The organism is Flavisolibacter ginsenosidimutans (assembly GCF_007970805.1).
Lineage (GTDB): Bacteria > Bacteroidota > Bacteroidia > Chitinophagales > Chitinophagaceae > Flavisolibacter > Flavisolibacter ginsenosidimutans.
Genome location: NZ_CP042433.1, coordinates 3432890 through 3457763, shown reverse-complemented (window position 1 = coordinate 3457763; position 24874 = coordinate 3432890). Strand labels below are relative to the sequence as shown.

Annotated in this window: 30 protein-coding genes; 14 read left to right on the top strand and 16 right to left on the bottom strand. The window is 47.1% G+C overall.

The annotated features are described in order from the left end of the window. Positions 1–93: 93 nt before the first annotated feature. Positions 94–762, top strand: a complete 669-nt coding sequence (locus tag FSB75_RS14550) for a hypothetical protein (RefSeq protein ID WP_146788978.1) — start codon at positions 94–96, stop codon at positions 760–762. Positions 763–849: 87 nt separating this feature from the next. Here the strand turns inward: FSB75_RS14550 and FSB75_RS14545 are convergent, their stop codons facing one another. The 7 genes from FSB75_RS14545 to FSB75_RS14515 form a co-directional block, all read right to left on the bottom strand. Continuing rightward, a complete protein-coding gene (locus FSB75_RS14545; RefSeq protein WP_146788976.1) occupies positions 850–1713 on the bottom strand; it encodes a serine hydrolase in 864 nt (287 codons plus the stop codon). After that, complete coding sequence (locus tag FSB75_RS14540; protein WP_227990592.1) at positions 1710–3053, bottom strand: amidohydrolase; 1344 nt, start codon at positions 3051–3053, stop codon at positions 1710–1712. Before FSB75_RS14540 ends, FSB75_RS14545 begins: the two co-directional genes overlap by 4 nt. A 208-nt stretch (positions 3054–3261) precedes the next feature. Beyond that, positions 3262–5700: an outer membrane beta-barrel family protein gene (locus FSB75_RS14535; RefSeq protein ID WP_172623156.1), complete on the bottom strand. Its 2439-nt coding sequence runs from the start codon at positions 5698–5700 to the stop codon at positions 3262–3264. Positions 5701–5926: 226 nt separating this feature from the next. After that, the gene (locus tag FSB75_RS14530; RefSeq protein ID WP_146788971.1) at positions 5927–6361 is read right to left on the bottom strand and encodes a hypothetical protein; all 435 of its coding nucleotides are present in this window, start codon (positions 6359–6361) and stop codon (positions 5927–5929) included. Beyond that, positions 6361–6594 carry a hypothetical protein gene (locus FSB75_RS14525; protein WP_146788969.1) on the bottom strand — a complete coding sequence of 78 codons (234 nt, stop codon included), beginning with the start codon at positions 6592–6594 and terminating at the stop codon, positions 6361–6363. The genes FSB75_RS14530 and FSB75_RS14525 overlap by 1 nt, the downstream gene beginning before the upstream one ends. Positions 6595–6812: 218 nt before the next feature. Then, positions 6813–7088: a protealysin inhibitor emfourin gene (locus tag FSB75_RS14520; RefSeq protein ID WP_146788967.1), complete on the bottom strand. Its 276-nt coding sequence runs from the start codon at positions 7086–7088 to the stop codon at positions 6813–6815. Between the two features lie 12 nt (positions 7089–7100). Further along, a complete protein-coding gene (locus FSB75_RS14515; protein WP_146788965.1) occupies positions 7101–8180 on the bottom strand; it encodes a M4 family metallopeptidase in 1080 nt (359 codons plus the stop codon). Between the two features lie 567 nt (positions 8181–8747). Here FSB75_RS14515 and FSB75_RS14510 point away from each other — a divergent pair. From FSB75_RS14510 to FSB75_RS14490, 5 genes are all read left to right on the top strand, one after another. Further along, positions 8748–9338: a hypothetical protein gene (locus tag FSB75_RS14510; protein ID WP_146788963.1), complete on the top strand. Its 591-nt coding sequence runs from the start codon at positions 8748–8750 to the stop codon at positions 9336–9338. A 30-nt stretch (positions 9339–9368) separates the two neighbouring features. Then, positions 9369–10010 (top strand): hypothetical protein, encoded by a 642-nt coding sequence (locus FSB75_RS14505; RefSeq protein WP_146788961.1) that lies wholly within the window; start codon positions 9369–9371, stop codon positions 10008–10010. Beyond that, the gene (locus FSB75_RS14500) at positions 9986–10762 is read left to right on the top strand and encodes a sensor histidine kinase (protein WP_146788959.1); all 777 of its coding nucleotides are present in this window, start codon (positions 9986–9988) and stop codon (positions 10760–10762) included. Before FSB75_RS14505 ends, FSB75_RS14500 begins: the two co-directional genes overlap by 25 nt. Continuing rightward, a complete protein-coding gene (locus tag FSB75_RS14495; protein WP_146788957.1) occupies positions 10752–11387 on the top strand; it encodes a response regulator transcription factor in 636 nt (211 codons plus the stop codon). Before FSB75_RS14500 ends, FSB75_RS14495 begins: the two co-directional genes overlap by 11 nt. Before the next feature lie 80 nt (positions 11388–11467). After that, positions 11468–12226: a hypothetical protein gene (locus FSB75_RS14490; RefSeq protein WP_146788955.1), complete on the top strand. Its 759-nt coding sequence runs from the start codon at positions 11468–11470 to the stop codon at positions 12224–12226. 11 nt (positions 12227–12237) lie between these two features. On the opposite strand, the gene FSB75_RS14485 is transcribed toward FSB75_RS14490, so the two are convergent. The 4 genes from FSB75_RS14485 to FSB75_RS14470 form a co-directional block, all read right to left on the bottom strand. Beyond that, positions 12238–12801 (bottom strand): hypothetical protein, encoded by a 564-nt coding sequence (locus FSB75_RS14485; RefSeq protein WP_146788953.1) that lies wholly within the window; start codon positions 12799–12801, stop codon positions 12238–12240. A gap of 4 nt (positions 12802–12805) precedes the next feature. Continuing rightward, positions 12806–13186, bottom strand: coding sequence for a ParB N-terminal domain-containing protein (locus FSB75_RS14480; protein WP_146788951.1), 381 nt, complete (start codon positions 13184–13186; stop codon positions 12806–12808). Between the two features lie 165 nt (positions 13187–13351). Then, on the bottom strand, positions 13352–14452 hold the full coding sequence (locus FSB75_RS14475; protein ID WP_146788949.1) for a DUF2235 domain-containing protein: 1101 nt from the start codon (positions 14450–14452) through the stop codon (positions 13352–13354). Positions 14453–14684: 232 nt separating this feature from the next. Next, entirely contained in the window at positions 14685–14966 is a 282-nt protein-coding gene (locus FSB75_RS14470; RefSeq protein ID WP_146788946.1) for a response regulator transcription factor, read from the bottom strand. 198 nt (positions 14967–15164) lie between these two features. Between FSB75_RS14470 and FSB75_RS14465 the strand changes: the two genes are divergently transcribed. Genes FSB75_RS14465 through FSB75_RS14430 form a run of 8 tightly spaced genes read left to right on the top strand, consistent with a single transcriptional unit; the run spans position 15165 to position 21110 of the window. Next, the gene (locus FSB75_RS14465; RefSeq protein ID WP_146788944.1) at positions 15165–15398 is read left to right on the top strand and encodes a hypothetical protein; all 234 of its coding nucleotides are present in this window, start codon (positions 15165–15167) and stop codon (positions 15396–15398) included. A 48-nt stretch (positions 15399–15446) separates the two neighbouring features. Beyond that, positions 15447–16124: a hypothetical protein gene (locus tag FSB75_RS14460; protein ID WP_146788942.1), complete on the top strand. Its 678-nt coding sequence runs from the start codon at positions 15447–15449 to the stop codon at positions 16122–16124. Further along, a complete protein-coding gene (locus FSB75_RS14455) occupies positions 16094–16885 on the top strand; it encodes a sensor histidine kinase (protein ID WP_146788939.1) in 792 nt (263 codons plus the stop codon). Before FSB75_RS14460 ends, FSB75_RS14455 begins: the two co-directional genes overlap by 31 nt. After that, positions 16882–17535, top strand: a complete 654-nt coding sequence (locus tag FSB75_RS14450; protein WP_146788937.1) for a response regulator transcription factor — start codon at positions 16882–16884, stop codon at positions 17533–17535. Before FSB75_RS14455 ends, FSB75_RS14450 begins: the two co-directional genes overlap by 4 nt. 29 nt (positions 17536–17564) lie before the next feature. After that, positions 17565–18272: a 5-oxoprolinase subunit PxpB gene (gene pxpB, locus FSB75_RS14445; RefSeq protein WP_146788934.1), complete on the top strand. Its 708-nt coding sequence runs from the start codon at positions 17565–17567 to the stop codon at positions 18270–18272. After that, positions 18238–19215 carry a 5-oxoprolinase subunit C family protein gene (locus FSB75_RS14440; RefSeq protein WP_146788932.1) on the top strand — a complete coding sequence of 326 codons (978 nt, stop codon included), beginning with the start codon at positions 18238–18240 and terminating at the stop codon, positions 19213–19215. The genes pxpB and FSB75_RS14440 overlap by 35 nt, the downstream gene beginning before the upstream one ends. Beyond that, positions 19205–19942, top strand: a complete 738-nt coding sequence (locus tag FSB75_RS14435) for a 5-oxoprolinase subunit PxpA (protein ID WP_146788930.1) — start codon at positions 19205–19207, stop codon at positions 19940–19942. Before FSB75_RS14440 ends, FSB75_RS14435 begins: the two co-directional genes overlap by 11 nt. Then, a complete protein-coding gene (locus tag FSB75_RS14430) occupies positions 19902–21110 on the top strand; it encodes an NRAMP family divalent metal transporter (protein WP_146788928.1) in 1209 nt (402 codons plus the stop codon). Before FSB75_RS14435 ends, FSB75_RS14430 begins: the two co-directional genes overlap by 41 nt. Before the next feature lie 59 nt (positions 21111–21169). On the opposite strand, the gene FSB75_RS14425 is transcribed toward FSB75_RS14430, so the two are convergent. The 5 genes from FSB75_RS14425 to FSB75_RS14405 form a co-directional block, all read right to left on the bottom strand. Beyond that, positions 21170–22048, bottom strand: coding sequence for a hypothetical protein (locus FSB75_RS14425; protein ID WP_146788926.1), 879 nt, complete (start codon positions 22046–22048; stop codon positions 21170–21172). Positions 22049–22341: 293 nt separating this feature from the next. Further along, positions 22342–22914 carry a YceI family protein gene (locus tag FSB75_RS14420; RefSeq protein ID WP_146788923.1) on the bottom strand — a complete coding sequence of 191 codons (573 nt, stop codon included), beginning with the start codon at positions 22912–22914 and terminating at the stop codon, positions 22342–22344. A gap of 25 nt (positions 22915–22939) precedes the next feature. After that, on the bottom strand, positions 22940–23395 hold the full coding sequence (locus tag FSB75_RS14415; protein WP_146788921.1) for a DoxX family protein: 456 nt from the start codon (positions 23393–23395) through the stop codon (positions 22940–22942). 19 nt (positions 23396–23414) lie between these two features. After that, on the bottom strand, positions 23415–24080 hold the full coding sequence (locus tag FSB75_RS14410) for an NADPH-dependent F420 reductase (RefSeq protein WP_146788919.1): 666 nt from the start codon (positions 24078–24080) through the stop codon (positions 23415–23417). A gap of 202 nt (positions 24081–24282) precedes the next feature. Beyond that, the gene (locus FSB75_RS14405; RefSeq protein ID WP_146788917.1) at positions 24283–24870 is read right to left on the bottom strand and encodes a Crp/Fnr family transcriptional regulator; all 588 of its coding nucleotides are present in this window, start codon (positions 24868–24870) and stop codon (positions 24283–24285) included. Between the last annotated feature and the right edge of the window lie 4 nt (positions 24871–24874).

Sequence of the window (24874 nt, the reverse complement as noted above, 5' to 3'; positions counted from 1 at the left end):
CGTGAAAGCGGCCGGGTTTTTCTTTCTGTTTAACAAGACCTTGTTCAATAAACAAAAAAGAACAAGCGTTTATATTTACAACAAAATTGATTTATGAAAGCCATCTTCTCTGTTCTGCTTCTTGCCTTTTGCGGCTTTGCAAACGCACAAGCGGTAAGCACCACCGTAAAGTTCAACAAGGCCGACCGGCCGGCATTAATGCTTTATTTGCCTTACAGCCAGGATGTAGCCGAAGGCACGATTGTTACCAAATTGAAAGAAATTGGCTACGAGCCCGAAACCAAAGGCTCGCTGTTTTGGAAACAAAACAAAGTAGACGGTTATTATGCGTACAAAGGCGTAGTGTTAAAAGGTGAGAACAACCAGTTGGTGGACCTGTACTTTAAAGTGGACCGCCGCGGCAACAAAAAAGATAACCAGTCGGTGATTTACATGCTGACGAGCAAGGGCGGTGAAAATTTTGTGACCGACGCATCCGAACCACAAGCCTATAATTCCGCACAAACTTTTTTAAACGGCTTTGTAGCGCAAACGGCTTCGTACAAGCACAACCTTGACGTAACAGCACAGGAAGAAACCGTAAAAAAGGCCGAGAAAAAACTAACCGATTTAATGGACGAAGAAAAAGACCTGACGAAAAAACTGACCAAGCTGCAAGATGACCTGACGAAGAACAAACAGGCACAAGCCAATCAGCAAGTAACCATAGAAAGTGAGCGAAAAAAATTAGCCGATTTAAAATTGGCGAGGCCGGGAATGTAAGAACGGTTTTGAATTTTATAACAAAGCTTCGGTTACAACCGAAGCTTTGTTATAAGCGCTGTTTACAAGTGAATGAATCATTCCTGCTCATTCAAAATATTCCCACAACAACTTTGACAATTTTCTTGTCAACACCCAGGCTTCGTTGTTGCTTTCCCAACTTTGGTCTTTGTTGTTTTTTGTGCAGATGCAAAAAATATAGCGGGCACCGTGTCCGTTTACAAAGAGCACTTCGCTGCGGCTTTCGTTCACTGCGCCGTTTTTATCGGCTACAAAAACATCAGAAGGTATTTGCGAGATGGCTTCTTCGTCCCAGTAATTTCTTCCCAGCAGCCGAAGCATTTGTGCACTTCGTTCTTTGCTAATGATTTCTCCTTTTACAATTTCTTCCATCAACGTTGCCATCTCTCTTGGAGACGTCTGTCCCCAACCGTAAACGTTGCGGATGGCCTCACGGCCCGCAGTCCGTGAGTTCACTCTTGTGTTCACAAAGCCAAGGCTGTCCAAAATTTGATTGATGCGCAAACCGCCGCCGGCAAGGCTTTGCAGCCAAAGGCTTGCGGTGTTGTCGCTGGTGGTTAAGCTTAACATCATCACTTTGCTTAACTCGATCTTTTCATCATTCTTGAAAGAACCCAAAATATCAACGCCTGCATACAATAAAGAATCCTTGTATTGCAAGGGTTGATGATAAGCCAATTCGCCGCGATTAATCTTGTCCATGATGCCGAGAAGGATCGGAATTTTCACCATGCTCGCCGTTGGAAAAACCGTGTCGGCATTAACGGCAACAGTTTTATTGTTCTTTAAATTCTTCACGTAAACGCCCACATCGCCGTTGAAGCCTTTGATAAGCTCTTCCACTTGCTTTTGCAGTTTCTTGTCTTTCTTTTGCGCAGCAGCATCAACAACAACAGCGAATAAAAACAGCAATAAAAAAATCTTTCTCATTTGGTCGCTTTGAGTGTTTGTTTTGTTGATGCCTTGCCGTTGTTCATGTTCATGTAATCCGTCACCAAAAACAAAAAGGCTTTAATGCCGTTTTGCATGGCGCTTTCGTCAACAAAAAACTCCGGTGTGTGGTGCGGCGGCGCTTTTTTTGGGTCTTGGCCTTTTGGCATTGCACCCAGATTGAAAAACACAGCGGGCACTTTTTCGCCGAAGAAAGAAAAATCTTCCGCACCCATTTCAACGGGTCTTGAAACAACATTTTGTACACCCACCGCTTTTTGCAAAGACGGAATCATCTTCGCCGTTAAGGCTTCGTTGTTAAACGTAACGGGATAATGCGAACTGTAGGGCGCTTCTATTGTGGCCGAAGCACCTGCTGCTTCGGCAGTTTTCGTCACAACGGTTTTAATGCGTTCAATTTGATACGCTTCCTGTTCTTTGGACAAAGAGCGAATAGTGCCAAGCATCGTTACGTCTTCGGGAATGATGTTGGAACGGTTGCCGCCGTTGATGGCGCCAACGGTGATGACGCCTGCGTTCTCGGTAAGGTTTACGTTGCGGCTAACGATGGTTTGCAATGCGTTGATGATTTGCGCTGAAGTAACAATCGGATCAACCGAATTCCACGGATATGCGCCGTGCGAAGGCTTGCCTTTTACCACGATTTTCATGTCGCTAACGCCTGCATAAAAGCCGCCTGGCCGCACGCTGATCTTTCCCACTTCGATCCCGGATTTGATGTGCAGGCCAAACATCACGTCCACCTTTGGATCGTCCATTACACCTTCTTTTACCATTAATTCCGCGCCGCCTTCTTCGCCTTTTTGCACGCCTTCTTCCGCCGGTTGAAAAACAAATTTTACCGTACCGGCAAGTTCATTCTTCATGCCTGCTAAAATTTCGGCAACGCTCATCAACATGGCTACGTGTGTATCGTGACCGCAGGCGTGCATTACCGGAACTTCTTGTCCGTTATACGTACCTTTGATTTTGGATGCAAACGGAAGCCCTGTTTTTTCCAGTACAGGCAACGCATCCATGTCGGCGCGAAGGCCAATAACAGGACCGGGTTTGGCGCCGCGCAGGATGCCCACAACGCCGGTGTGCGCCACGCCTTCTTTTACGTCAATGCCGAGTGAACGCAGATGATCGGCAATGAGTTTGGCGGTTTTGAATTCACGGTTGCCGAGTTCGGGATTTTCGTGCAGTTGCCGCCGCCAGGCAATGCACTTGGGTTCTATTTTAGAAGTGGTGCTGTTGATGGCTGCACTGAAATCTTTTTGCGCGGAAGCTGTATGAAGCGTGACAATAAAAGACAGGAAAGCAATCGTTTTTCTCACAGAGAAGAGTTTGCAGGAAGATAGGAATTCTGCTCTATTGCGATTAAAAAATTTGCCGCGGCAAACAACGAAATTTTATTTGACGCATGCATCACGTTTGTATGAATAAACGAAGTCTTCGTTTTAACGAAGTCTGCTTTTATTCTACGAAAAATAAATGCAAAGAGTTGAACAACCAACCGGCGTAACTTTTTAAAGGTAAATGCTCTTAATTGCCGCCGTTTCCGCTGCTCAACAAATCGTCGTTGTTCACACCTTTTTTCTTCGACACGCTTTCGCTTAGCTTGCCAAAGTTCCAGCTGATGTCAATGGCCAATGCACGGAACGGAGAGACGGTTGTGGACTTGTACATGAACGAAGGATCAACCGTGGTAAGTTCCCAGGCTCTTTCTTTTTGAAAGAAGTTGGAAAGACCGACAGAGGCTGTAAGTTTTTCGTTCAGGAATTTATAACCCGCATGAATGCCGTACCAAAGATTGAACGGATATTTTGTTTGGATAGAAACCGGCGCACGGAAGAAACCTGCATAGCCGCTTGCCGTAAATTTTTTGTTGATGGAATAACTGGTATTCAGATTTGCGTTGCCGCTAAAACCGCTGTTTGCCTGGCTGGGTAAAAATTTATTCTCCACGCGGTTGTACCGCACGTTGCCGTTTAAAAACACCGACCAGTCGTTGTTGACTTTTGTATTGAAGTTTCCGTTGGCGCTCACTGCCCATTCTTTGCCCACGTTGTCACTGGTGGTTGATGTAATGCCCTTCGCCGCATCAAAGCTGCTGTATTGCACAATCATGTTGTCGCTGTACGAACCGGTAAACGTGATGCCTGCAAAGGTTCTTCCTTTCATCAGCCTTGTTTGGACGGCCAAACTGTGAATTGTTTGCGGTTGCAGGCTCGGGTTGCCGTAAGTAATAAAACGCGGATCGTTGTCGTTGCGGAAAGGATTTAAGTTTTGAATAAAGGGCCGTTGAATGCGGTCGCTGTACGTAACGACTAGCGTAAATACATTGCTGAATTTTGTGTTTGATTGTAAGTTGGGAAGAAGGTTGGTGTAAGATTGCGTCACTTTTGTTTTTGCGCTGATGAAATTCCCGTCCACTTCGGTATGCTCCATTCTTGCACCCAAACGGAACGTGGTTTTGCCGGTTTTAAAACTATACGTGCTGTAAGCGCTGTAAACGTCCTGGTTGTAACGGAAATGATCGGTGTTTGATGAATTCACGACGTAATCTTCTGCGCTTGTTGCTTTAATTAATCCCTCAAAATCCGAAGCGGCCTTGCGCAAAATAGCCTTTACCCCCGATTCGATTTTCTGGTTGTTGGTCAACGGCAGAATGTAATCCGATTGAATCGTGTATTGCTTGTTGTTGGCCTTGCTGTTGTTGATAACGTACCGGTCGGCGGCAACAGGATTGTCCATTACGCTGTTCAAAAACGTATTGTTGATCCCGAAATCGCCGTTCAGGCGTATGCTGAATTCTTTTTCTTTGTTGCTGCTGAATTTCTTGATGTAGTCGGCGCCGATGTTGTACGACGGTTGTTCGAAGCGGCTGGTGAGATTGTAATTGCTAACGGTGTCCGGTGCGGATGGATAAGACATCGTGATGGATTGATCCAGGATGCTACGGTTTTTGCCGCCGCTCACATTCCCGTAAAGTGCAAAGGTGTTCAGCGTGTCCAGTTCGTAAGCCGCTTCAAGGTTGCCCCATTGCCAGAAGTTTGTCATGAGGCGGGTTCCGTTCAATTCACGCTTCGAAAAATACGCCGGCACAAGCGGCGTGGTCACCATCTTACTGCGTCCTTCAATGTTGTTGCCGCCGTTGTTGCCGTAATACATCGTTATGCCCAGCTTGCCCAGCTTTGCACTAAAGTTGGTGTTGATGTTGTACCAGCCAATTTGATTGGCCCAGAGGTTTACCGAACCGTTATAGCCGACAACTTTCTTCTTCGTAATGATGTTGATGATGCCGCCCACGCCTTCGGCATCATACTTTGCCGACGGCGACGTGATGACTTCAATTTTTGTAATGAGCGAACCCGGAAAACCTTTCAGTGCTTCTTTGGGATTCTGCGCAAACACGCCGGTCTCGCGGCCGTTGAGCAACACTTTGAAACTGGTTTGCCCGTTCACCGTTACGTTGTCGTCGCCGTCAACGGCAACAAACGGTGTTTTGCGCAAAATGTCAATGGCGTTTTCGGTTTTGGTGGCGGGGTCGTTTTCGACGTTGAAGATGATTTTGTCCTCTTGTTGTTCTACCAACGGTTTTTTTGCCGTAACAACCACGCCTTGCAAAGCACCATTAGAAGCGGAAAGAGAGAAGGGTTTTAATTCAACGCTTTCACTCCCGTTTATCGCAACCGTTTGTTGTTTCTCCAAAAAGCCTGTGTGCGAAACCGAAACAACGTAGTTGCCGGTATCAAGCTTTGCAAAGGCGAACTTGCCTTTGTCGTTGGTGAAAGTAACTTTCAACGGTTGGCCAGCAACGGCGTTTTTGTATAATTCGGCCGTTGCGTATTGCAGTGGTTTTTGTGCGGCGCTGTCGCTTACGCTGCCCGATAAAGTTGTTTTGCTTTGTGCGAATGCGGCCGCAACAATTAAACATTGCAGGAGCAGCAAGGCCAAACCGTAGAGGACAATCTTTTTCATAAACGCGGTTAGGTTTGTTACGAAATGTGTCGTAAATTGAAACATTCTGCAATATCACCGGCAGCGGTTTATACAAGTGGAAAAAATTAAGGATAGATGAGGAAAGATTGGGTTGTGGCGTAGGCCGTTTGCTATTGCAGCAGATACGCAAGTCCGGTGCTTTTGAGAAAGGCTGTTTGTTGCAACTAAAGCTTGCGATGAAGACGGTTTGAATTAATGCGGCTGGCTATTGCGGCCTTTCAAATTCCATGGCGTCCACGTAAGCCGCTACTTCTTCTTCGGTAATTTCCGTTATTACATACGAACAAAGCCTGCAGGCATCGCCGCCCCGCTGCGAGAACCAGCGGCAGGATTTGCGAATGGCACAAGTGGGCAGAGCATCAAGAACAGGAACCTGATTCAGATAGTTCAACATGCGTTCTACTACGCCGCAACCTTTTTCAGACCATTGCCCGCAGCCGCTTTCCACGCATTTGTTGGTAAACCGAAAACGTTGTTCCGGCGGCGTTTCGTGCTGGCTTACGGTTTTGATAAATTCTTCTGTCACCGGCAAGGGCTGTGGCAGGATGGCGACGGTGCCGTCATCCTGCCTTACACCCAACAGTTGCGACCCCGACTTGCAGCGGTGCGAGGGACACAATTTTGACGTTGCTTCTTTCATTACTTGCCGGCTAAAAACTGGTCGAAGTTTTTGGTAATGTCACGGGCAACAATACCGTCAATGATGGGCCCTTTTACAAACTTGTTTATCGGTACCAGGGCAATTTTGCTTGCGGAGCCGAGATTGGCAATTTCGGCAGAAACGGCAGCCTGAATGGCGTTGCTAATGCGTTGGTGTTGATCATCGGTTAACCGTACAGAGCCCAGGTCAACGACAAATTGATTGTTTGCCATAAAACAGAATTTTGATTGCCTACTCTTTGATACCGTTTTCGGCTACCCGGTTTTTTGCTTGTTCTAAAAGAAAGGAAGGGTACGCAGGCAGTCGTCATAAAGTGAAGGTGAGCCTGGAAGGGCAGGTGACGTGTTTACAAGAAAGGGCGGATCCGTTTAAAAAACGGAAGGAAACTCCGGTACATGCGTATCGGGAGCCGTTGGTGAAAAGCCGGTAATTACCGGCTTTGTAGCGTAAGGTTCGTTTTCATTTTTGCCAGCAGGTTTTGCAAGGCTTTGGGTTGCTTGTCGGCATCCACCGGAACCACCTTTCCGTCGAGCTCTAAAAAGTGTTGCTCCTGGTCTCTTGCCGCTGAAGGTGAAGATGTTTTTGCCGGTTCTTCAAAAACTTTTTTCACCGCATCTTTTACTTCGTCGGGATAATCGCTCAAGTCTTCTTCGGCTGTTTTCTTCAAGCCCGCAAAGCCGCCTGCCTGAATCAGTTTTAGTTTCATAAACGAAAGTTACTAAACGCCCACCGATGTCCACGCATCCGTTACGGCTTTCTCAATGGTCTTGTCGGTTTTGAACAATTTTTGCGCCTGCAAAATCGTAGCATTCTTAAAGTCGGCAAAGTTTGCGGTGGTGGGAACATTTTTCTTGTCGCACATGGCGCCGTACCAAATGCGGCCCACTTTTTCCCAGGCAAAGCCGCCTACTTTCATGCAAGCAAGATAAAACGCATGATTGGGAATGCCGGAGTTCAGGTGCACACCGCCGTTATCGGTTGGATCGTTGGTATAACCGCTCATGTTGGCGGGTTGCGGGTCGGTGCCCAACTGCGGATGATTCACATAAGCCGTACCCGGCGCTTTTAGCGAACGCAGTGCATACTTGGCGCCAATCATCACGTTCTCGCCAATGAGCCAATCCGATTGCGCCACGCCAAGGTTCAATGTTTTTTGCTTGATCATGATGCCGAAAACATCGGCAAGCGATTCGTTTAACGCACCGCTTTGGTCTTGGTAAACGAGGTTGCATTCGTATTGCACCACGCCGTGCGTTAGTTCGTGTCCAATCACGTCAATATCTTGTGTGAACGATCCGAATATTTTTCCGTCACCATCGCCGTAAACCATTTGCTGGCCGTCCCAAAACGCGTTGTCGTATTTCTGTTTGTAATGCACCGTTTGCACGATTTTGAGTCCCTTGTTGTCAATGGAGTTGCGGCTGAAAAGCGAATTGTAAAAATCCCACACATAGCCGGCCGCATCGTACACGTTGTTCACATCTTTGTCTTTTACCGGCTTGCTGCCCTCGGCGCGAACCAGTTTGCCGGGTTCTGTTTGTTTGTTTCCGGCTGTGTAAACTTCGCGATTGACGGCTGCTTTTTTCGTGGCTCTTGCCAGCGGTGCGCAGGTCAATATTTTTTTGCCGGCTTCGGGCAGATAATGAAATACTTTGCGTTGACTCCGGAGGCGTGCATCGGTAACAAGGCTTTGCACAACTGTTTTAAACAGGGCTGTTTTTTCGCCTGTGTTCTCCATGAGCTGGCGCATCATGTAAGGCGGAACGAGGCAATTAATGGAGGCGTGGTGAGTGCACATGAGGAGAGGTTTTAGTTAGTAGAAATTTAAGAAGAAAGATTAAATAGTTGGATGAATGTTTCGAAAGATTTACCTGTCTCCACAAGCAGTATGTGTTTTGATGGTTGCCGCCTTGCGGCGATCGTTGTTCCGGACTCCTGGTGTTTTAACTTGGTTCTGGTGTCGTTAAGGCTTTGAAACAACGATCGAATGTATTCAAGGGTAGAGGGTTGAAGGGCATAGGTTAGAGTAGCGGTCAACGTTGTATTGGTGTTAACGGTTAGCAACGTTTATGCAGTTGGTTTGGTTGCGACCCCTTGGCGATTGGCAAGGCTGTTTCGATTGCGGTACAAACCTACTTTCCGAAAAGCCCATGAAAAATGGTGCTTTCCTTTTTTGTACCCGGGAAAAATCCCGTAAGCTTCTACAAAACTTATCGGCATATTGCAGGGCAAACCCGGTTATACCTGCACAAAAATAAAGCGCAGGCAACGCAACAAGTTGCAACTTGAATGATTGCCGCGCAGAACGTGAAACGGTTCGACTGTTGAAAGCACCTTATCTCTTTTTTAACTTCAAACCATAAACATGGCAAAGAAAAATTTGATGCGGGTACAAGGCAAAGACGTCAACAAACCCAATGCTTATCTTACGATTCAACTGGCCGATACCAAATCTGAAGTAAGAGGCTTTGGCCAACCGGTTACGCGGCGCAAAACAAAAGAAATGGCCGAAGCCTATTTCACCGCCTGCGAAGATGCCTGGAAACTGGTGCAGGAAATTGAAAGCAATAAGGCTTACGCAGCACTAAAAAAATTACCGGGCTTTAAAGCAATGCGCAGCCTCGTAAATCCTTCGCAGCACGTATCGGGGGTTTTTGGCAAAGAAATCATCTTGCAAATTCTTAGTCTTCGCCACTGCGAGGGCATTCGCTACATACACGGAAGGGACGGCGAGGCCAACACGCTTATTTTAGCCGGTGTAAACGAAGTGGGAACCACCATAAAAGAAGACGGTACGGTAAAAGCGCAGTCAGCGCTGGTGGCAAGGTCAGTGATGGCGCCTGATGCGGCGGCAGCCGTAGCAACGGACAACACCGACGATGGCGGCACAGTGTTCGACAGCGAGGTGCACGACGAAGGAACCACCATTGAAGAAACAAGAGCATTGCTCGGCTAAACCGCGTGCATTCATTATTCCCATTATCGCATGTTTTCCACCTCCGACCTTATTTATTATGCCTTGTACCTGCCTTGTCTTTTTTTAAGTTTCAGGGCAAAGGAAAGTTCCGTGCACGGCCTTTTCTTTCTTCGCTTTGTGCTTTGTTTTGGCCTCGTTACCGAAATGGCCGTTCTGGTTTTGCGCGGCCTGCACCGAGAGGAAAACGGTCCTTACTACCTGTACATTCCCGCAGAATACGTTTGCCTTGTGCTGTTTTACAGCCGCAACACAAGCAGCCGTAAAATCAAAAAGGTTTTAGCCGCTTCGGTGCCTGTTTATCTTTTGGCTGCGCTCTTGCTTTCGGCCTTTCATTATCACTTTGTAAGCTATCCGTCGGTGGTGTACAACATCAGTTGTTTTTTCAACAGCATCTGGATTTCACTGCTGCTGTTCAATTTCGATACGGGCGCCGAAAAAGAAATCTGGAAGCAACCTTTGTTCATCATCTTATCTGCGTTGCTGATTTTTTTTGCCGGCATTTTTTTCTTTAACCCGGCATACGCCACGGTGCAAAAAAAAGATCCTGTGCTGGCCACCAACCTGCGGGTTTACGTGAACACAGTCCTTAATTACATTTTATATATCTTGTTGGCCTACGGATTTATATGTTCGGCGAGAACAACGAAATAGTCATCATGGCCCTTGCGGGAATAGCGCTGATCTTGTTCCTGGTGACCATCTTTATTTTCTCCATTGTGCGCTACCGACGCCGCGTGGCAAAAGAACAGGAAGAGAAGGAGCTTATGACCAAACAATTCAAACAAGAACTGTTGCAATCGAAGCTGGAAACCCAGGAGGAAACCTTTCGGCACATTGCCAAGGAACTGCACGACAACGTTGGCCAGTTGCTTAGCACTACCAAAATGCTGATGGGCATTACCGAAATCCGGCTGGGTCATTTGCCCGATACCTTGAACACGGCCAATGCCACGCTAGCAAAAGCCATTCAGGAGTTGCGCATGTTGTCGCGTTCGTTGGACAAAGAATGGTTGGAGCAGTTCAACTTTCTCGATAACTTGAAGAGTGAAGTGGAACGCATCAACAGCGGCGAGGTTATTCACGCCAGCATCGAAGGCGACACCACCATTGCCATGAAGCCCGAAGAACAGATCATTCTTTTTCGCATTGTGCAGGAAGCGGTGCAAAACGCTGTGCGCCACGCCGCGCCATCGCACCTCTCCATCATCATCAACAACAGCGAAACACTGGAAGTAAAAGTCGTCAACGACGGAAAGCCGCTGCCGTCCGGTTTTCACGGCATGGGCACTACCAACATGCGGCACAGGGCCGGTCTCTTTGGCGGCACCGTTGACTGGCAATCGGCACCCGAGGAAACAATTGTTACCATTTGTTTACCCCTAAATCAATCGCATGAAAATTAAAGTGGGCCTTGTGGACGACCATCAACTCTTTTTAAAGTCGCTCAGCTTAATGCTGGAAACGCTCAAGGATTTTGAGGTAGTGCTGGAGGCGCTGAACGGGCAGGACTTGCAACGAAAGCTGCAAGGAAGAAAAGAAATGCCCGACCTCATTTTGCTCGACGTAAACATGCCCGTAATGGACGGCGTGGAAACCGCCCGATGGCTGCAAGAAAATCGTCCGGACATTAAACTTGTGGCACTGTCCATGAACGACAAGGACGGCGCCATCATTAAAATGTTTAAAGCGGGTTGCTGCGCTTATTTGCTCAAAGATGTTCATCCCGCCGTGTTGGAAAAGGCTTTGCACGAAGTGTACACCAAAGGTTATTACAACGCCGATGCCGCACAGTTCAATCCCGGCCGTTTATTGCACAAAGCCGAAAAAGAAATTGTACTTACACCCAAAGAGCAACAGTTTTTAAAACTGGCCTGTACCGAAATGACCTACAAGCAAGTGGCCGCCGAAATGCAGGTGACCGAACGCACCGTGGATGGCTACCGCGAAGCGCTGTTTCAAAAATTTGGCGTGCAAAGCCGCGTAGGTCTTTGTTTGGAAGCGTTGCGGAAAGAGTTTGTGAGTTTGTGATGTTCTAATGCGAATATGATTGAATCAAAAAATTGATGAACGAAAAGGTGTAGTCACAGTAAGAGAAACTAGTTTTACTTGTGGAAAGGCTTAAAGGAAAGCATCTCAGCAAAAAAATAACTACGTCGATGCTAATTCGAGCCGCAATGGCAATTGCTTTGATTTGTACTTATTCCCTTCTGCTGGCACAACAGAAGAATAAAATCAATGTTGCAAGTACTATCGACAAGAAGGATTACTTCTATATTCCTGCCTCTGCTCTATCAGATACAATTCAGGGAATTCTTTATCAGGAAAAATTTAAGGTAAAGGCAGCCACCAACAAACGTCCAATTAAGTTTTATTGGATTTCTACCTGTAACGATGGCTACTATAATTTGACGATAACACCGGAACAGATTTTCTTTTCTTCGTCACACGATAATCCGAACCCAAATTTTCTTTTTTGTGTCACGGATATCGACAGCATTCAATATAACCAGATTAGAAAAGGTCTTCAAAAAACACCGCAGGGATTTGAAAATTTGTCTAAGAACTACAATGAATCGCAAACGGTTTTTTTTGATAAGAAATTCAAGGATGGATATAGAATCCCAATCGAGCGGAATAATAAAAACATGAAGCAGCAAGAGTTTTATTGTGAACGTCAAAGAAAACTTCAGTTGAAAAAATATTTTTCAATTCTTAATTCATACATCTCCAAAAACAACAATAAAATTCAGATTCCTTCAGTCAAAATGAAACCAAAGTTTTTCAGCTATTTTGAGCAGGAGCTTTATGATTGGGTTCCGACTCTGGTCAATCAAAAGGTTAGGTTCAATACGTCAAAAAAGCAGTAGCAATGTTGTTTTCATTTTGCTATCAAAAACACCAGCGAAGCCACACCCACACCCACAACAAAACCTTTCACCGCAATCTTTAGTCTTTGCTTGTTTTCGGCTTTTAATTTTTGCAGCGAATCGTCCAGCAAAGCTTTAATGTTATTTAAATTCCCTTCGGCCCTTGTAAGTGATTGATTGATGGCCGTCACGTTCACATCGGTGCGGTTCACAAAAGTGTTCGAGGCCGTCACCAAAGAATCAAAATTATTTTTTAAAAACTGGTAGTCGGCTTCTTTCGCTTTTAACATCCGGTCTTGCAGCGACACAAGGCTGTCGTAAGCCAGCAAAACTTTCTGGTTGGAGAGATTGCCGTTGCGCACGCGTTTGTAAGCCTCCTGGTAAACAGTGAAGGTTGTTTTGTTCAGCAGGTAAGCCGAGTCGTAGCGAATGAACAGCGTATCGTCGCGTGTGGCTAAATAAGCACGCAATCCGGTTGAGTCTTTCATCTCGCGGCCCTGCGAAAAACAAACCGAAGAAAACGAAACGAAGACAAAAAAGAACAGGGCGCAAAAGAAGCGGTTTGGCCGTTTCATGTGATTATCGTTTTGTAGTGATGACATCAATGGGTGGCAGGCTGTCTTTGGCAATGTGGGTTCGCAATTGTTGAATGGATTGCTTGATGCTGTCCACCTTGTCCTGGTCTCTCGTTTCGCGAAGCTGTTTTTCGGCGTCGTTTAGCTGCACTCTTTTTTGCACGTTGTTGATGTAGGCCTTAAACACAACGATGTCGGCCCTGATGGAATCGAGCCTGCTTTTCGAAAGCTGCAATTCTACCAATGCTGAATCGGCCGAGCGTTTGGCTTCTTCCAAATTCCGTTGAATGCCTTTGAGGTTGCTGTTGCTGAAAAGCGTGGTGGCAAGATTGATTAAAGCAATGCCGACGATGATGAATAAAATAATCTTGATAGGCTTCTCCATGTTGGTGGTTTATGTTTCAGAAATGATTTGCTGGAACGCGAAACAAAGCCTCGCACCACAGGCTACGGAGAAGTTTTCGGGCGAATACGGAGAAGCAAGTTGAAGGAAAAGAATCACCTAAAATTGCGGCCTTTCTTCCGCTTGCGCAAATTCACCGGCGAATAGTTATTCACCGGCATAAAGGCTGCTTAAATTTTTCGGGCGGTAATTTTTGCTTCGGTCCTTTATGCGTTCCAATACACTGGCATCCACTTCCTGGTTCGTCAGTGCGTCGCCTTTTTTAATTTCCCGCCAATTGGGCCGCCACAACTTGTAAAAACCTTTTCGCGATTCTTCCAGCTTGCCGTAGTCGCGGCCATCCTTGTCTTTGTCTAACGGTGCGTCGTTAAAACACAAGTCCGCGGCCTGCGCTTTTTCTATCAGCCATCGAAGTGCAATATTGCTTAGTCCCGCATCAGGATAACCGCCGCCAACATTGGAATGCACACCGGCAAACCAGCGTTGCTCCATGTTTTTGTGTTGCGGATGATTTGGATTGGCCATCACGGTTTTGCTTTTCTCCCAAAGCGTGGGACTGAACAAGGCTCTTTTTTCGTCAACCGCCAGGGCTTGATAAGCGTGTTGCACGTGACTGCTCAGCGTTACGTCGTGAAAGCGGTAACGCTTGCGGTTTCCCAATTGAAACCACGAAAGTGGCACACCCAAAGCACCAACCGTATCCCAAACGCCAATGAAATAAATGGGGATAACGTTGCTGCCAGTTTCGTCTTTCAGGCAATACGCGTTGCGAAAGGAATTCATTAAATCCGAGTCGGGATGCGTGTAGGGATTGCGGTCGCGGTAAAACTCGTAAGCCTTGTCCACCAACTGAACGTTCTCCGGTTTCAGAATACCGCAATTGCGCATGAAGCCCGCAAGGCTGCGGGCCGTGTAAGCCCCGCGGCTAAAGCCAAAGAGGAACAGTTTATCACCGGGCTGGTAATTCAGCATGAAAAACTGGTAAACGTCTTTGATGTTTTTGTCAATGCCTTCACCGGTAGCGCCGCCGAGGACTTTGTCTTTCCAGCCAAGGCCTGTGCCCACGCCCTGGTCGTAAATTTTTACCTGTTCAATGTTGCCTTTTCGGCTGCAAATGCTTTTGTACATCCGCGCCACGTTCGTATCAAAATCGTTGTCCGCATCGGCCGCGTCTTCGTTGTTGGTGGCGCGAATGTCGTCGGTGGGTTTGTTCCAGGTGCCGTCGCTGCAAGAGATGATGTGCTTCATAAACAAAGATTGTTTTTACGGATTGCCAACGGTGGTTGGCGAAAGAGGGCAACGGGAAGAAATTGTTTTCAAAAGAGGAAGGAAGACGTTGTTCTTTCAAAGGCAAAGAAAAGTTTCGCCGGATGTATAAATACGGAAAATGCCCGAGAAGAACAAACGGATGTAAAGCGATTTTGAAAGATAAAAAAAGGCTCTTGTTCAAAACAAGAGCCGGTCTATTCACGGTTAGCGGTTAGTATTGGTTGGCGGGAGTTGAAGCAGTTAGCCACCGGGTTTTGTTCAGCGCTTCAATTTTGTTTTGAGCGCCGGTTTTTTGGTAAATGTTGCGCAGGTGTTTTTTTACGGTTTCGGTGCTGATGCCAAGCCGGGAGGCAATTTGCTTGTTCAATGCCCCCTCGGCCATGAGCGTCAGTATCTCGGTTTCGCGGGGTGTGATGTGCCCGTTCGAGAACGGAGTTGCAGTTGGTTTAGATTGCGACGCGGGTTGTGGTTTGGTTATGAAGAGTGAACGCATGTTGCTTTATTGATGCCCCAAAGGTGGCACGCCAAATGACCTAAGTCAAGGGTTTTTCCCACGCGGCCTGTGCCTTTTTTCACCTCCCCGTTACCGGGTTTTTTCACGGTATGATCAAAGGGTGAAAAAACCTTTGCCGGCCCGCTTTGGTTTGTTCATCTTTGTCGCCACCATTTTTTTCTACCTAAACCGTTTACTATGTCAAGCGAACTAACCCTGATTTTTACAGCAGAGAAAATCAAAGCGCTGCTGGAAGCCAACCCGGACAAAATCGCCGTTCGGGCCGCGATTGAAGAAGCCACGCTAAGCGACGGCAGCAAAGCCGGCGTGGTAAAAGTGTACGCAGACGCTTATGTAAAAGGCAAGGCCGAACCTGTGGCCACCGTGCCGGGCTGCCCTGTTCCGCCTTGCACTGTTGAAGACACTGAGTAGTTGTCTTTTAACCACGCGAAACCAACCTTTTACCAAAAACAATATTCCTTGTACCGCTTTGTTGTTAATTTTTTAGAGCCAGTCGCTTGTCTCGTTTATTTGCTGGCGCTGTTGCTGAACTTTATCAGGAACAAGGGACCTTTTTCCCTGGCCTTGTCAGGCTATTATCTTGTGGCAAGCGTTCTGCTTACGATGGGCTGTCTCGGCGTAGGGCATACGGACAACAACATTTGGGTGTACGACTCGGTGGCCCTGCTGACGGCTGTTTCCATCGGCGCTTATTTTTATAACTTGTTACAGGCCCGCTCCAAAAAAATAACGGTGCTGCTGCTAATTGCCGCTTACGTTGCTTATGCAATCGTGCGCAATTTTACCTTGCAAGGCCCGCGTCTTTTTGATAGCCTCGGCTATGCAATGGTGTCGGCTTCGGTAACCGTTTACGTTTTCATGTATTTTCACCATGTGCTGAACAACGTTACCGACACCAGTATTTTCCGCGAGTTCAACTTCTGGCTTTCATCGGGCTACCTTCTTTATTTTCTCGGCAGTTCCATCATTTTTATCAGTTATTATTATTTCACCAAGAAATACCTGGTAACTCAGTCTCATTCCGACGCCGAATTGCTAACCGCTTTGTGGGGATTGCACAATGTCTTACTTTTCGTGGGTGCATTGTCTCTTCTCACAGGAAGCCTATGGGTAACTTATCGAAGGAAGTCACGTTGATAGTCGTCGTTTCCTTTTTTCTTTTTTTGGTCGCTGCGGGCATCATTGCTTTGGTATTGGTGTACCGGCGAAAGCAAGTGGAGTACATTCACAAACAAGGGCGCCTGAAGGCTGCCTTTGAAAAAGAATTGCTCGAAGCGCAGTTGGAAATTCAGGAGCAAACGATGAAGCACATTGCCCAGGAAGTGCACGACAACGTGAACCAAACCCTCGGTCTCGCTAAACTCAATCTCAATACCGTTCGCATCGAAAGCCAGAACGGTGCGGAGCAAAAAATTGCCGCCACAAAAGACCTGGTGGGCAAGGCCATTGCCGATTTGCGCAATCTTTCCAAAACCCTTCATGCCGAAGCAATGTTGTCGGGCGGCATTGCAAGGGCGATTGAAACAGAATTAAACCTGATTGCCAAAACCGCCGTTTTTCAAACGCAGTTTTCGGTGAGCGGAGAACCGGTTGTCCTCGATGCAAAAAAAGAATTGATTCTTTTTCGTACCGTGCAGGAAACCTTGAACAACGCCATCAAACATTCCGGCGCCAACCTGCTCTCGGTTCATCTTGCCTACAATCCGGACGAACTTCAACTAACGGTTACCGATAACGGGACTGGCTTTGACTACGAAACAACAAAAGCTGATGCGCAAAAAGGCATTGGCTTGCGCAACGTGCAAAACCGCACGAAGCTCATTGGCGGCGAGTGGCACTTGCAGTCCGGCGCAACGGGTACAAAAGTTCAGATAACCCTTCCTATTATTGTTTCATGAAGAAAAAGATAGCATTGGTTGACGACCATGTGATGTTGCGCAACGGCCTTGCAGCTTTACTGGAAGATTGCGGCTATGAAATCTTGTTCCAGGCCAGCAACGGAAAAGAATTGATTGAAAAGCTGAACGAAAAAGCCTTGCCGCAACTGGTGCTCATGGACATCAACATGCCGCGCATGGACGGTTTTGAAACGGCCTTGTGGCTAAAGAAAAATCATCCGCAGGTTTGTGTGCTGGCGCTTTCCATGCTCGACGACGAAGCCTCCATCATTCGCATGTTGCGGGCCGGCGCCGGCGGCTATATTTTAAAAGACAGCGATCCCGACGAACTTCAAAAGGCCATCGAAGCCGTTTTGCAAAAAGGCTTTTATCATTCCGAACTGGTGAGCGGAAAACTGATCCGCGCCATCAACAACCTTGACGAGCACGACGCTTTCGCGGAAACTTTATCCGTTAAACTAAGCGAAAAAGAAACCGAATTTTTGCGTTGGGCTTGTACCGATCTCTCGTACAAGGAAATCGCTGAAAAGATGGGCATCAGTCCGCGTACCGTGGACAATTACCGCGATACCTTGCAAGAAAAGCTTGCGTGCAAAGGACGCATCGGGCTGGCCATGTGGGCCATTAAAAACGGTATCGTTACCGTTTGAAGTTTGCCGGCACGGTGTATTTTTAACCGATGGCTTTTGCTTATTCCATCTTTTCCCTGGGCGATGCCGCACTCACCGTTGATTTCGGCAATACGATTGATGAAGACATCAACGGACAAGTGCTCCGGCTTTTTGGAGCAGTAAAAAATCTTTCGTCACACATTCTTGATGTTGTTCCGGCTTACAGTTCGCTAACGGTTTATTACGATGTGCTTTCGCTGCGCTCAAAACACACTGCTGCGTTTGACGCGATGAAGGCAATGATAGAGCCGCTTTTACTTAAAGAAGCAAACGGTCTTCAACTGCAAAACAGGCAGATGAAAATTCCCGTTTGCTACGAAAAGAAATTTGCTCTAGATGTAGATGAATTGGCCACACAAAAAAGAATTACCGTTGACGAAGTGATTCGCTTGCACACAGCAAAAACTTACCGCGTTTATACGATTGGCTTTTTGCCAGGCTTTGCCTACATGGGCAGGGTGGACGAACGCATTGCGATGCCGCGCAAAGCGCAGCCGCGAACAATTGTACCCGAAGGCGCTGTAGGCATTGCCGGCGAACAAACGGGCATTTATCCTTTGCCCTCGCCGGGCGGATGGAACATCATTGGCCGCACACCGTTAAAATTATTTGACACAACAAAAGAAGAAAGCGTACTGCTACAACCCGGCGATGACGTAAGCTTTTATTCAATCAGCGAAGATGAGTTTGAAAATTACCAAAGCCGGAATGCTTGACACCGTGCAGGATACAGGCCGCTACGGCTATCAGCATCTTGGTATCAATCCCGGTGGTGCGATGGACGATTTTTCTGCTTCGCTTGCCAATGCTTTGCTCGGAAAAGAATTAAACGCACCGGTGATTGAATTGCACTTTCCCGCATCAACGTTTTTGTTTCAGCAAGCTTGTGTTGTTTGTTTAACCGGCGCCGACTTTATGCCTTGCATTAACGATGTGCCGATAACCTTGCAACAACCTTTTTTTGTAAGCACAAATGCCGTTCTGCAATTTAAAAGTGTAAAGAAAGGAGCCCGTTGTTATTTGTCTTTGCTAAATGAATTGAAAATTCAAAAATGGTTGAGCAGTTACAGCACGAACCTTAAAGCAGGCGCAGGTGGTTACAAAGGAAGACGATTAGACAAAGAAGATGAATTGGAATTCGCTTTTTTGCCACACGCCTCAACCAACGATGCCGTCACAGCCTTGCCCTGGCGATACAACGAAGCAGTACTTTCTTCCAATGAACTTGAATTCATTCCGGGCAACGAGTGGGATTGGCTGGATGTAAAAAGTCAAACCGATTTTTTGAACAATGGATTTGCTATTACGCCTGCTTCCGACCGCATGGGTTATCGTTTGCAAGGTGAAAAGTTGATCCAGCAAAACAAGCAGCAACTTGTTTCATCGGCCGTTAGCTTTGGCACTGTTCAACTTCTGCCTGATGGACAATTAATCGTACTGATGGCCGATCATCAAACAACAGGCGGTTATCCGCGCATCGGTCACGTGATCTCTGCGCACCTTTCAAAACTTGCGCAAAAAAAGCCGGGCGATGAAATAAAGTTTGCGATGACGTCCGTGAATTCCGCCGAAGAAAAATACGCGGCGCAACAAGAACATTTGAGCCGCTTGCAAAACACCTGTAACTTGAAAATGCAAAACTGGCTACATGCACATTGATATCAATTGCGACACGGGCGAAGGCATTGGCAACGACGAAGCGCTGATGCCGCTTATTACATCGGCCAACATTGCCTGCGGCTATCACGCCGGTAATGAAGGCACCCTGCGAACAACAATGTTGCTCACAAAAAAATACGGCGTTCATGCCGGTGCACATCCGTCTTTTCCCGACAGAGAAAATTTTGGAAGAACAGAAATGGCTGTCACGCCGCAGGAGCTTTATCATTTTGTATCGAAGCAATTGCACTTGTTTGATAAGATTGCGGCCGAATGTTCGGTTTCTTTTCATCACGTAAAACCACACGGTGCTTTGTACAACATGGCAGCAAGGAACATGGAATTAGCGGAAGCCTTTGCTTTTGCCGTGCGGGATTTTAAAAGTCATTTGATCGTGTACGGCTTGAGCAATAGTTTCCTTGTTTCCAAAGCAAAGAAGTTAGGTCTGCCCGCAAAGCACGAAGTCTTTGCTGATAGAACTTATCAGGATGACGGAAGCCTTACGCCGCGTTCACAAGCCAACGCTTTAATTGAAGACGAAGACAAGGCCGTTCAACAAGTTTTGCAGATGATTGAAAAGAAAACAGTGACGACAAATTCAGGCAAAGAAATATCCATTCACGCCGACACGGTTTGCCTGCACGGCGACGGCCAACACGCAGTAAGCTTTGCGCAGAAAATTTTTCATGCATTACAACAACGCAACCTTGTTGACAAAGCAATCTAAGTTTCGCTTTTTTAGCGGTGCCAGTTTGGGAGCGGCTTTCCTCATGGCTAATTCGTCTATTGGGCCGGGCTTTCTCACGCAAACAAGCGTGTTCACGCAACAACTTTTTACTTCGTTTGGCTTCGTTATTCTTGTTTCGGTTTTGCTCGATATTGGTGCGCAATTAAACACATGGCGTGTGCTCACCATCAGCGAAAGACGTGCGCAGGACCTTGCCAATGATTTGCTTCCCGGCCTTGGTTATTTTCTTTCCGCGCTTGTTATCATGGGCGGCTTTGCTTTTAACATCGGCAACATCGCCGGTTGTGGCCTGGGCGTGAACGTTCTTGCCGGTTTATCGTTTGAACAAGGCGCCGTCATCAGTTGTGTAATTGCATTGATTCTTTTTTGGATAAAAGAAGTGGGCAAGATGCTTGATAACTTTACAAAGATTCTCGGTACGCTTAAAATTTTACTTACACTGGTTATTGCCTTTGCGGCGCATCCGCCTTTGTTGCAGGCCGTGCATCACACATTCATTCCCGAACAAATTAATACAGCGTCCATCGTCACCATTGTGGGCGGAACCGTTGGCGGCTACATAACGTTTTCCGGTGCGCACCGTTTGCTTGATGCGGGCATTAAAGGCAGCGAAAACATTCATACGATTAACCGAAGCGCCATCAGCGGCGTGGTGATTTCCACTGTAATGCGATTCATTCTCTTTTTAGCGATTGTTGGCGTGGTGCAAAAAGGCGTTGTGCTGGACAAAGACAATCCGGCCGCAACGGTATTTGCTTCTGCAGCGGGACAGTTTGGATTAAAAATTTTCGGCGTGGTGCTTTGGAGTGCGGCTATTTCATCGGTTGTCGGCGCGGCTTACACATCGGTATCTTTTTTCAAAACCTTTCATCCCTTCTTTGCAAAGCACGAACGTTGGTGCATCTCGGTTTTTATTGTACTCACGACGATCATTTTTGTCGCCGTTGGCAAACCAAAACAATTGTTGATTTTAGCCGGTGCGGTGAACGGTTTGATATTGCCCGTTGCCTTGGCCATCATTTTAATTGCCGCTACGCAAAAGCGTTTAATGAAAGGCTACACGCATCCGCTGTGGATGCAAATAGCGGGATGGGTCGTGGTTGCCGCAATGGGTTACATGGGCTGGGTTTCGCTGGCGAAAATTTAGTTGCTATAAAAAATGCCCTTGCAGAGAGGGCATTCTGTTTACTGAATTATGCTGGAAATTTATTGCACTCTCATGCATCGCCTGTAATGATTTCGATGGCATTCTTTTCTTTCAAAAGTTTTAGTCTGCACGGCTTTGAGCTGCGGTGTTTTTGCAAACGAGAACGGAATGCCAAGCGTTATCCCCCAGCTTGATGTTTTTGCCTGAAGCGGAACCGAAACGGCTTTTACACCCGATGCAAGCGTGGCTGTTTGTTCGCTTTGTGACAAAGGTTTTGTGTAGAATACGTTTAACGTGAACAAACGTTGTTTGCCTTTGGCAAATTCAAAACCCATGGATGGAACAATTGCCGTCTTCCAGTTTGCGGCTTCGTATTCCTGACCATCGCCTTTGGGCATAAGGCGTGCGGTTGCCGATGGAACGTAAGCCAAGGCAAGTGATGGCTGCAAACGCATGTTGAGCGCATTGTTTACAGCGTTCATTTTGTTCGCCCTTCTTTCTGCGCAACGCGACCGGTACATGCCGCAACGGTGTTGCTGAGTGGCCGTGTTTTCCTGTAAGGTTGTCGGCACATTTTTTACCGAACTGCTTTTCTTTCCCAATTGGATGGCCTTGCTGCTGTATTGATAACCGGCTTGCAGCATCAGCTTCGGTACGCTGGATTGTACCCGGTTAATTAACGTGCCCGAATTGTCGAACACAAAACTGGCGGGCGAAGGCGTTGTGGTAAGATTGATAAAAGGACTGTGTCCGCCTTTCAGGCGATAGTCCATTTTGAGGCCGGCTTTCACGTTGGCGTTGTTTAAAGCCGACAGCCCGTTACTGTAATTAAGCGATGTACGCGATTGTTCAAAACCGGCTTGCGGTTGCAGTGAGAATTGTGCGTTGAGCGCCGTTGCAGCCAATAAACCAAAGGCGGTGAGTAGAGTTGGTTTCATAAACAAAGGTTTCCTTTAAGGTAGGAAGATTTTTGAGCGAAACCTAATAAAATACAGGACTGGCAAGGGATTGCGGCCACTGCTGTTTTGCTATCCAAGTGGAAGGCAAACAAGAAACAGCCTTTCACTACTGCTTCGGATTGCAGGTGAAAAGCTGTTGAATAAAGATTGAAGCGGCGAAAATTTTACGGTGACCACAGGCAGCGGGCCGACAAAATCATCGTTGCTGTCTTTTTTCAATGTGCGTTAAGAATGATGCGTGTTGAATTGTCAACTCACCATTCACCGTTTACTTATTGTTTTGTAAACTCGCCATCGGCTTTAATGCGCACTTCGTCGCTGAGCATGGTTGCCGGGAATTTTTCGCCGATGCCGAAATCAGAACGTTTAACGATGCCCGTTACCTGGAAGCCAGACGTTGGTTTTTTCGACATCGGGTTTTCTACCGTACCGCGATAAAGCAAATCAAGCGTTACCGGTTTGGTGATGCCGTGCATGGTTAAATCACCCGTGAGCTTGTATTGATTTTTTCCAACGGGTTTAACGGCCGTGCTCTTGAACGTGAGTTTCGGGTATTTGGCCGCGTCAAAAAAATCAGGGCTTTTCAGGTGATTGTCTCTTGCTTCCACTTCTGTGTTGATGGAAGCCACATCGGCGCTGAGTTCAAACTGCGCATCGCTAAAATCATCTTTGGTTGTATTGAGCTTTGCGTCAAAATTTTTGAACAGGCCCGATACGTCGGCAATGCCGAGGTGCGTGACGGTGAAAGTCAATTTCGAATGTGCGTTGTCCGCATTCCAGTTGCTAACGGTGGTAAAAGCAAGCAGCGTGAAAACGGCTGCCGCGGAAATGATAAACTTCTTCATGTTGTTGATTTGTGTGTTGATTTATTTATTGTCTGTTTTTCACGGGAACGAGAGCCGCATCGGCGCTGGCTTTGCCGCCGCCGCTGACGATGAGGGCAAGAGCAAGGCCCAGGAGAATGATGAAATATTCAATGCCTTCGCCTTTCTGGTTGCCAAACCAGTTCATAAAAAATCCGTTTGCCGCGTGGTACTGAACGGCAATGATGGTGAACAGGCCAAAAATGCCGAGTGCCGCAATGCGGGTGGCAAAGCCAAAGAGTACCATCAGGGCTGCAATGCTTTCAATTAAGATCACAAGAAGGGCGATGATGAAAGGAAGGCCGCCTTGCGTGGTCATGTAGGTCATGGTTCCCTGGAAGCCGCTGCCGCCGAACCAGCCAAAAAGTTTTTGTGCGCCGTGCGGAAACACGACAAATGCCAGTGCCAGGCGGGCAATCAAAGCCGACCAATTATTTTCATTTGTTTTGAACAAGGATTTCATGCGTAATTGTTTTTTGGTGTTATTGATGATTGTGTAAAATTTTAAAACCGGCGAGCCAGTTGTAGTTGTTTTTGATGGTGAGCTGAATAAGCATTAGCTGCATGGCTTCCAACGTGCGGCTCACGGTTAACTCACCCGCAACAATTGGATGAAAGCCTGCCGTCTCTACAAGCTCTTTTGCCATGTCAACGGCTTCGTCGTCGTTGCCGGCAACAAAGGCATCCACTTGCTGTCCGTTGATGACGGGCTGCGCAAAATCGGCAGCGTAGGTTGTGTTAAAGGCTTTTACCACCTTCGAATCGGGCAGCAACTTTTGTAATTCTTCCGCTGCGCTTGTGCCGGGCGCCGTTACCAGTCCGTTGTAGCTTTCGTTTAACGGGTTGGCAATGCTGATGACGATTTTCTGCGTTGCCACGCTTTTGATTTTTTCGACCACTTCTTTTTCCGCGCCGTAAGGCACGGCGGGAATAATGACATCGGCTTCCCAGCTTGCGTCCACGGGGCAGCCCGTGCATTCCAAATCTGCCGAAGGCGTTGCGGCTATAATGTTGTTCTTTAAAGCTTCCAGCTTTTCTTTATCAGACGCAAACAGAAGCAGGCGGTAAGGACCTTTTGCCAGTGCTTTTGCAATGGCTGAACCCATGTTGCCCGTGGCTCCAATGATTGCGATGCTTGTCTTTGCCATGATCTTTGTTTTGAGAACACAAAGCTACCATGACCACAAAGCCTGACCCTTGCGCTACGGTAAGAAATGGCATTGAGATAGAGCAAGAGAATGCGTTGACAAATGTCAAGAGAACGGCAAGCAGAAGAACAAGGAGGAATGAAGAACGGCAAAACAATTTCCGCTGCTTGTTTTGGTTTGCTTCGCGTTGAAGGGCTTCTGTTTAGTTGCGTTCGCCGCTGGCCAACTTTCGCCGGATGCGGCTCAGGGTTTCGGGAGTGATGCCAAGATAGGAAGCCATCATGTGCTGCGGCACACGTTGCGGAATGGTTGGACAACCTTGAATCAGTTCGTTGTATTTTTCTTCGGCCGTGTGGCTTAACGAACTGACCAAACGCCGTTGCGTCGCAATTAAATTGTTTTGCAGCAGAATACGGAAATAGCGTTCCATTTTGGGAATGCGCTCCAGCAGTTGTTCTTCGGACGCTTTACTCAGCAACAACAGTTCCGCATCTTCCAACGCATCAATATTGTACGGCGAGGCTTCGGTTGTAAGAAAAGAATATTGGTCGCTGATCCACCAGCCTTCAAAGGCAAACTGGATAATGTGTTCGCTTCCTTTTTCATCCACCGAATAGGAACGAAGCATTCCCTTTTCAACAAAAGCAATGTATTTGCATACATCGCCTTCCTGCAACAGGTATTGCCGCTTGCGCAGTTTCTTGGGAAGGAAAAATGTTTTGCAAAGCACTTTTTCGTCTTCGGTAAGATGAACCTTTTCGTCAAATTTCTGAAAGAGGAGTTCAAACATGGAG

Coding starts and splice junctions, on each gene's coding strand:
- FSB75_RS14550 (WP_146788978.1), top strand. CDS start 94: ATGAAAGCCATCTTCTCTGTTCTGCTTCTTGCCTTTTGCGGCTTTGCA.
- FSB75_RS14545 (WP_146788976.1), bottom strand. CDS start 1,713: ATGAGAAAGATTTTTTTATTGCTGTTTTTATTCGCTGTTGTTGTTGAT.
- FSB75_RS14535 (WP_172623156.1), bottom strand. CDS start 5,700: ATGAAAAAGATTGTCCTCTACGGTTTGGCCTTGCTGCTCCTGCAATGT.
- FSB75_RS14530 (WP_146788971.1), bottom strand. CDS start 6,361: ATGAAAGAAGCAACGTCAAAATTGTGTCCCTCGCACCGCTGCAAGTCG.
- FSB75_RS14525 (WP_146788969.1), bottom strand. CDS start 6,594: ATGGCAAACAATCAATTTGTCGTTGACCTGGGCTCTGTACGGTTAACC.
- FSB75_RS14520 (WP_146788967.1), bottom strand. CDS start 7,088: ATGAAACTAAAACTGATTCAGGCAGGCGGCTTTGCGGGCTTGAAGAAA.
- FSB75_RS14515 (WP_146788965.1), bottom strand. CDS start 8,180: ATGTGCACTCACCACGCCTCCATTAATTGCCTCGTTCCGCCTTACATG.
- FSB75_RS14510 (WP_146788963.1), top strand. CDS start 8,748: ATGGCAAAGAAAAATTTGATGCGGGTACAAGGCAAAGACGTCAACAAA.
- FSB75_RS14505 (WP_146788961.1), top strand. CDS start 9,369: ATGTTTTCCACCTCCGACCTTATTTATTATGCCTTGTACCTGCCTTGT.
- FSB75_RS14500 (WP_146788959.1), top strand. CDS start 9,986: ATGTTCGGCGAGAACAACGAAATAGTCATCATGGCCCTTGCGGGAATA.
- FSB75_RS14495 (WP_146788957.1), top strand. CDS start 10,752: ATGAAAATTAAAGTGGGCCTTGTGGACGACCATCAACTCTTTTTAAAG.
- FSB75_RS14485 (WP_146788953.1), bottom strand. CDS start 12,801: ATGAAACGGCCAAACCGCTTCTTTTGCGCCCTGTTCTTTTTTGTCTTC.
- FSB75_RS14480 (WP_146788951.1), bottom strand. CDS start 13,186: ATGGAGAAGCCTATCAAGATTATTTTATTCATCATCGTCGGCATTGCT.
- FSB75_RS14475 (WP_146788949.1), bottom strand. CDS start 14,452: ATGAAGCACATCATCTCTTGCAGCGACGGCACCTGGAACAAACCCACC.
- FSB75_RS14470 (WP_146788946.1), bottom strand. CDS start 14,966: ATGCGTTCACTCTTCATAACCAAACCACAACCCGCGTCGCAATCTAAA.
- FSB75_RS14465 (WP_146788944.1), top strand. CDS start 15,165: ATGTCAAGCGAACTAACCCTGATTTTTACAGCAGAGAAAATCAAAGCG.
- FSB75_RS14455 (WP_146788939.1), top strand. CDS start 16,094: ATGGGTAACTTATCGAAGGAAGTCACGTTGATAGTCGTCGTTTCCTTT.
- FSB75_RS14450 (WP_146788937.1), top strand. CDS start 16,882: ATGAAGAAAAAGATAGCATTGGTTGACGACCATGTGATGTTGCGCAAC.
- pxpB (WP_146788934.1), top strand. CDS start 17,565: ATGGCTTTTGCTTATTCCATCTTTTCCCTGGGCGATGCCGCACTCACC.
- FSB75_RS14440 (WP_146788932.1), top strand. CDS start 18,238: ATGAGTTTGAAAATTACCAAAGCCGGAATGCTTGACACCGTGCAGGAT.
- FSB75_RS14435 (WP_146788930.1), top strand. CDS start 19,205: ATGCACATTGATATCAATTGCGACACGGGCGAAGGCATTGGCAACGAC.
- FSB75_RS14430 (WP_146788928.1), top strand. CDS start 19,902: ATGCATTACAACAACGCAACCTTGTTGACAAAGCAATCTAAGTTTCGC.
- FSB75_RS14425 (WP_146788926.1), bottom strand. CDS start 22,048: ATGAAACCAACTCTACTCACCGCCTTTGGTTTATTGGCTGCAACGGCG.
- FSB75_RS14420 (WP_146788923.1), bottom strand. CDS start 22,914: ATGAAGAAGTTTATCATTTCCGCGGCAGCCGTTTTCACGCTGCTTGCT.
- FSB75_RS14415 (WP_146788921.1), bottom strand. CDS start 23,395: ATGAAATCCTTGTTCAAAACAAATGAAAATAATTGGTCGGCTTTGATT.
- FSB75_RS14410 (WP_146788919.1), bottom strand. CDS start 24,080: ATGGCAAAGACAAGCATCGCAATCATTGGAGCCACGGGCAACATGGGT.
- FSB75_RS14405 (WP_146788917.1), bottom strand. CDS start 24,870: ATGTTTGAACTCCTCTTTCAGAAATTTGACGAAAAGGTTCATCTTACC.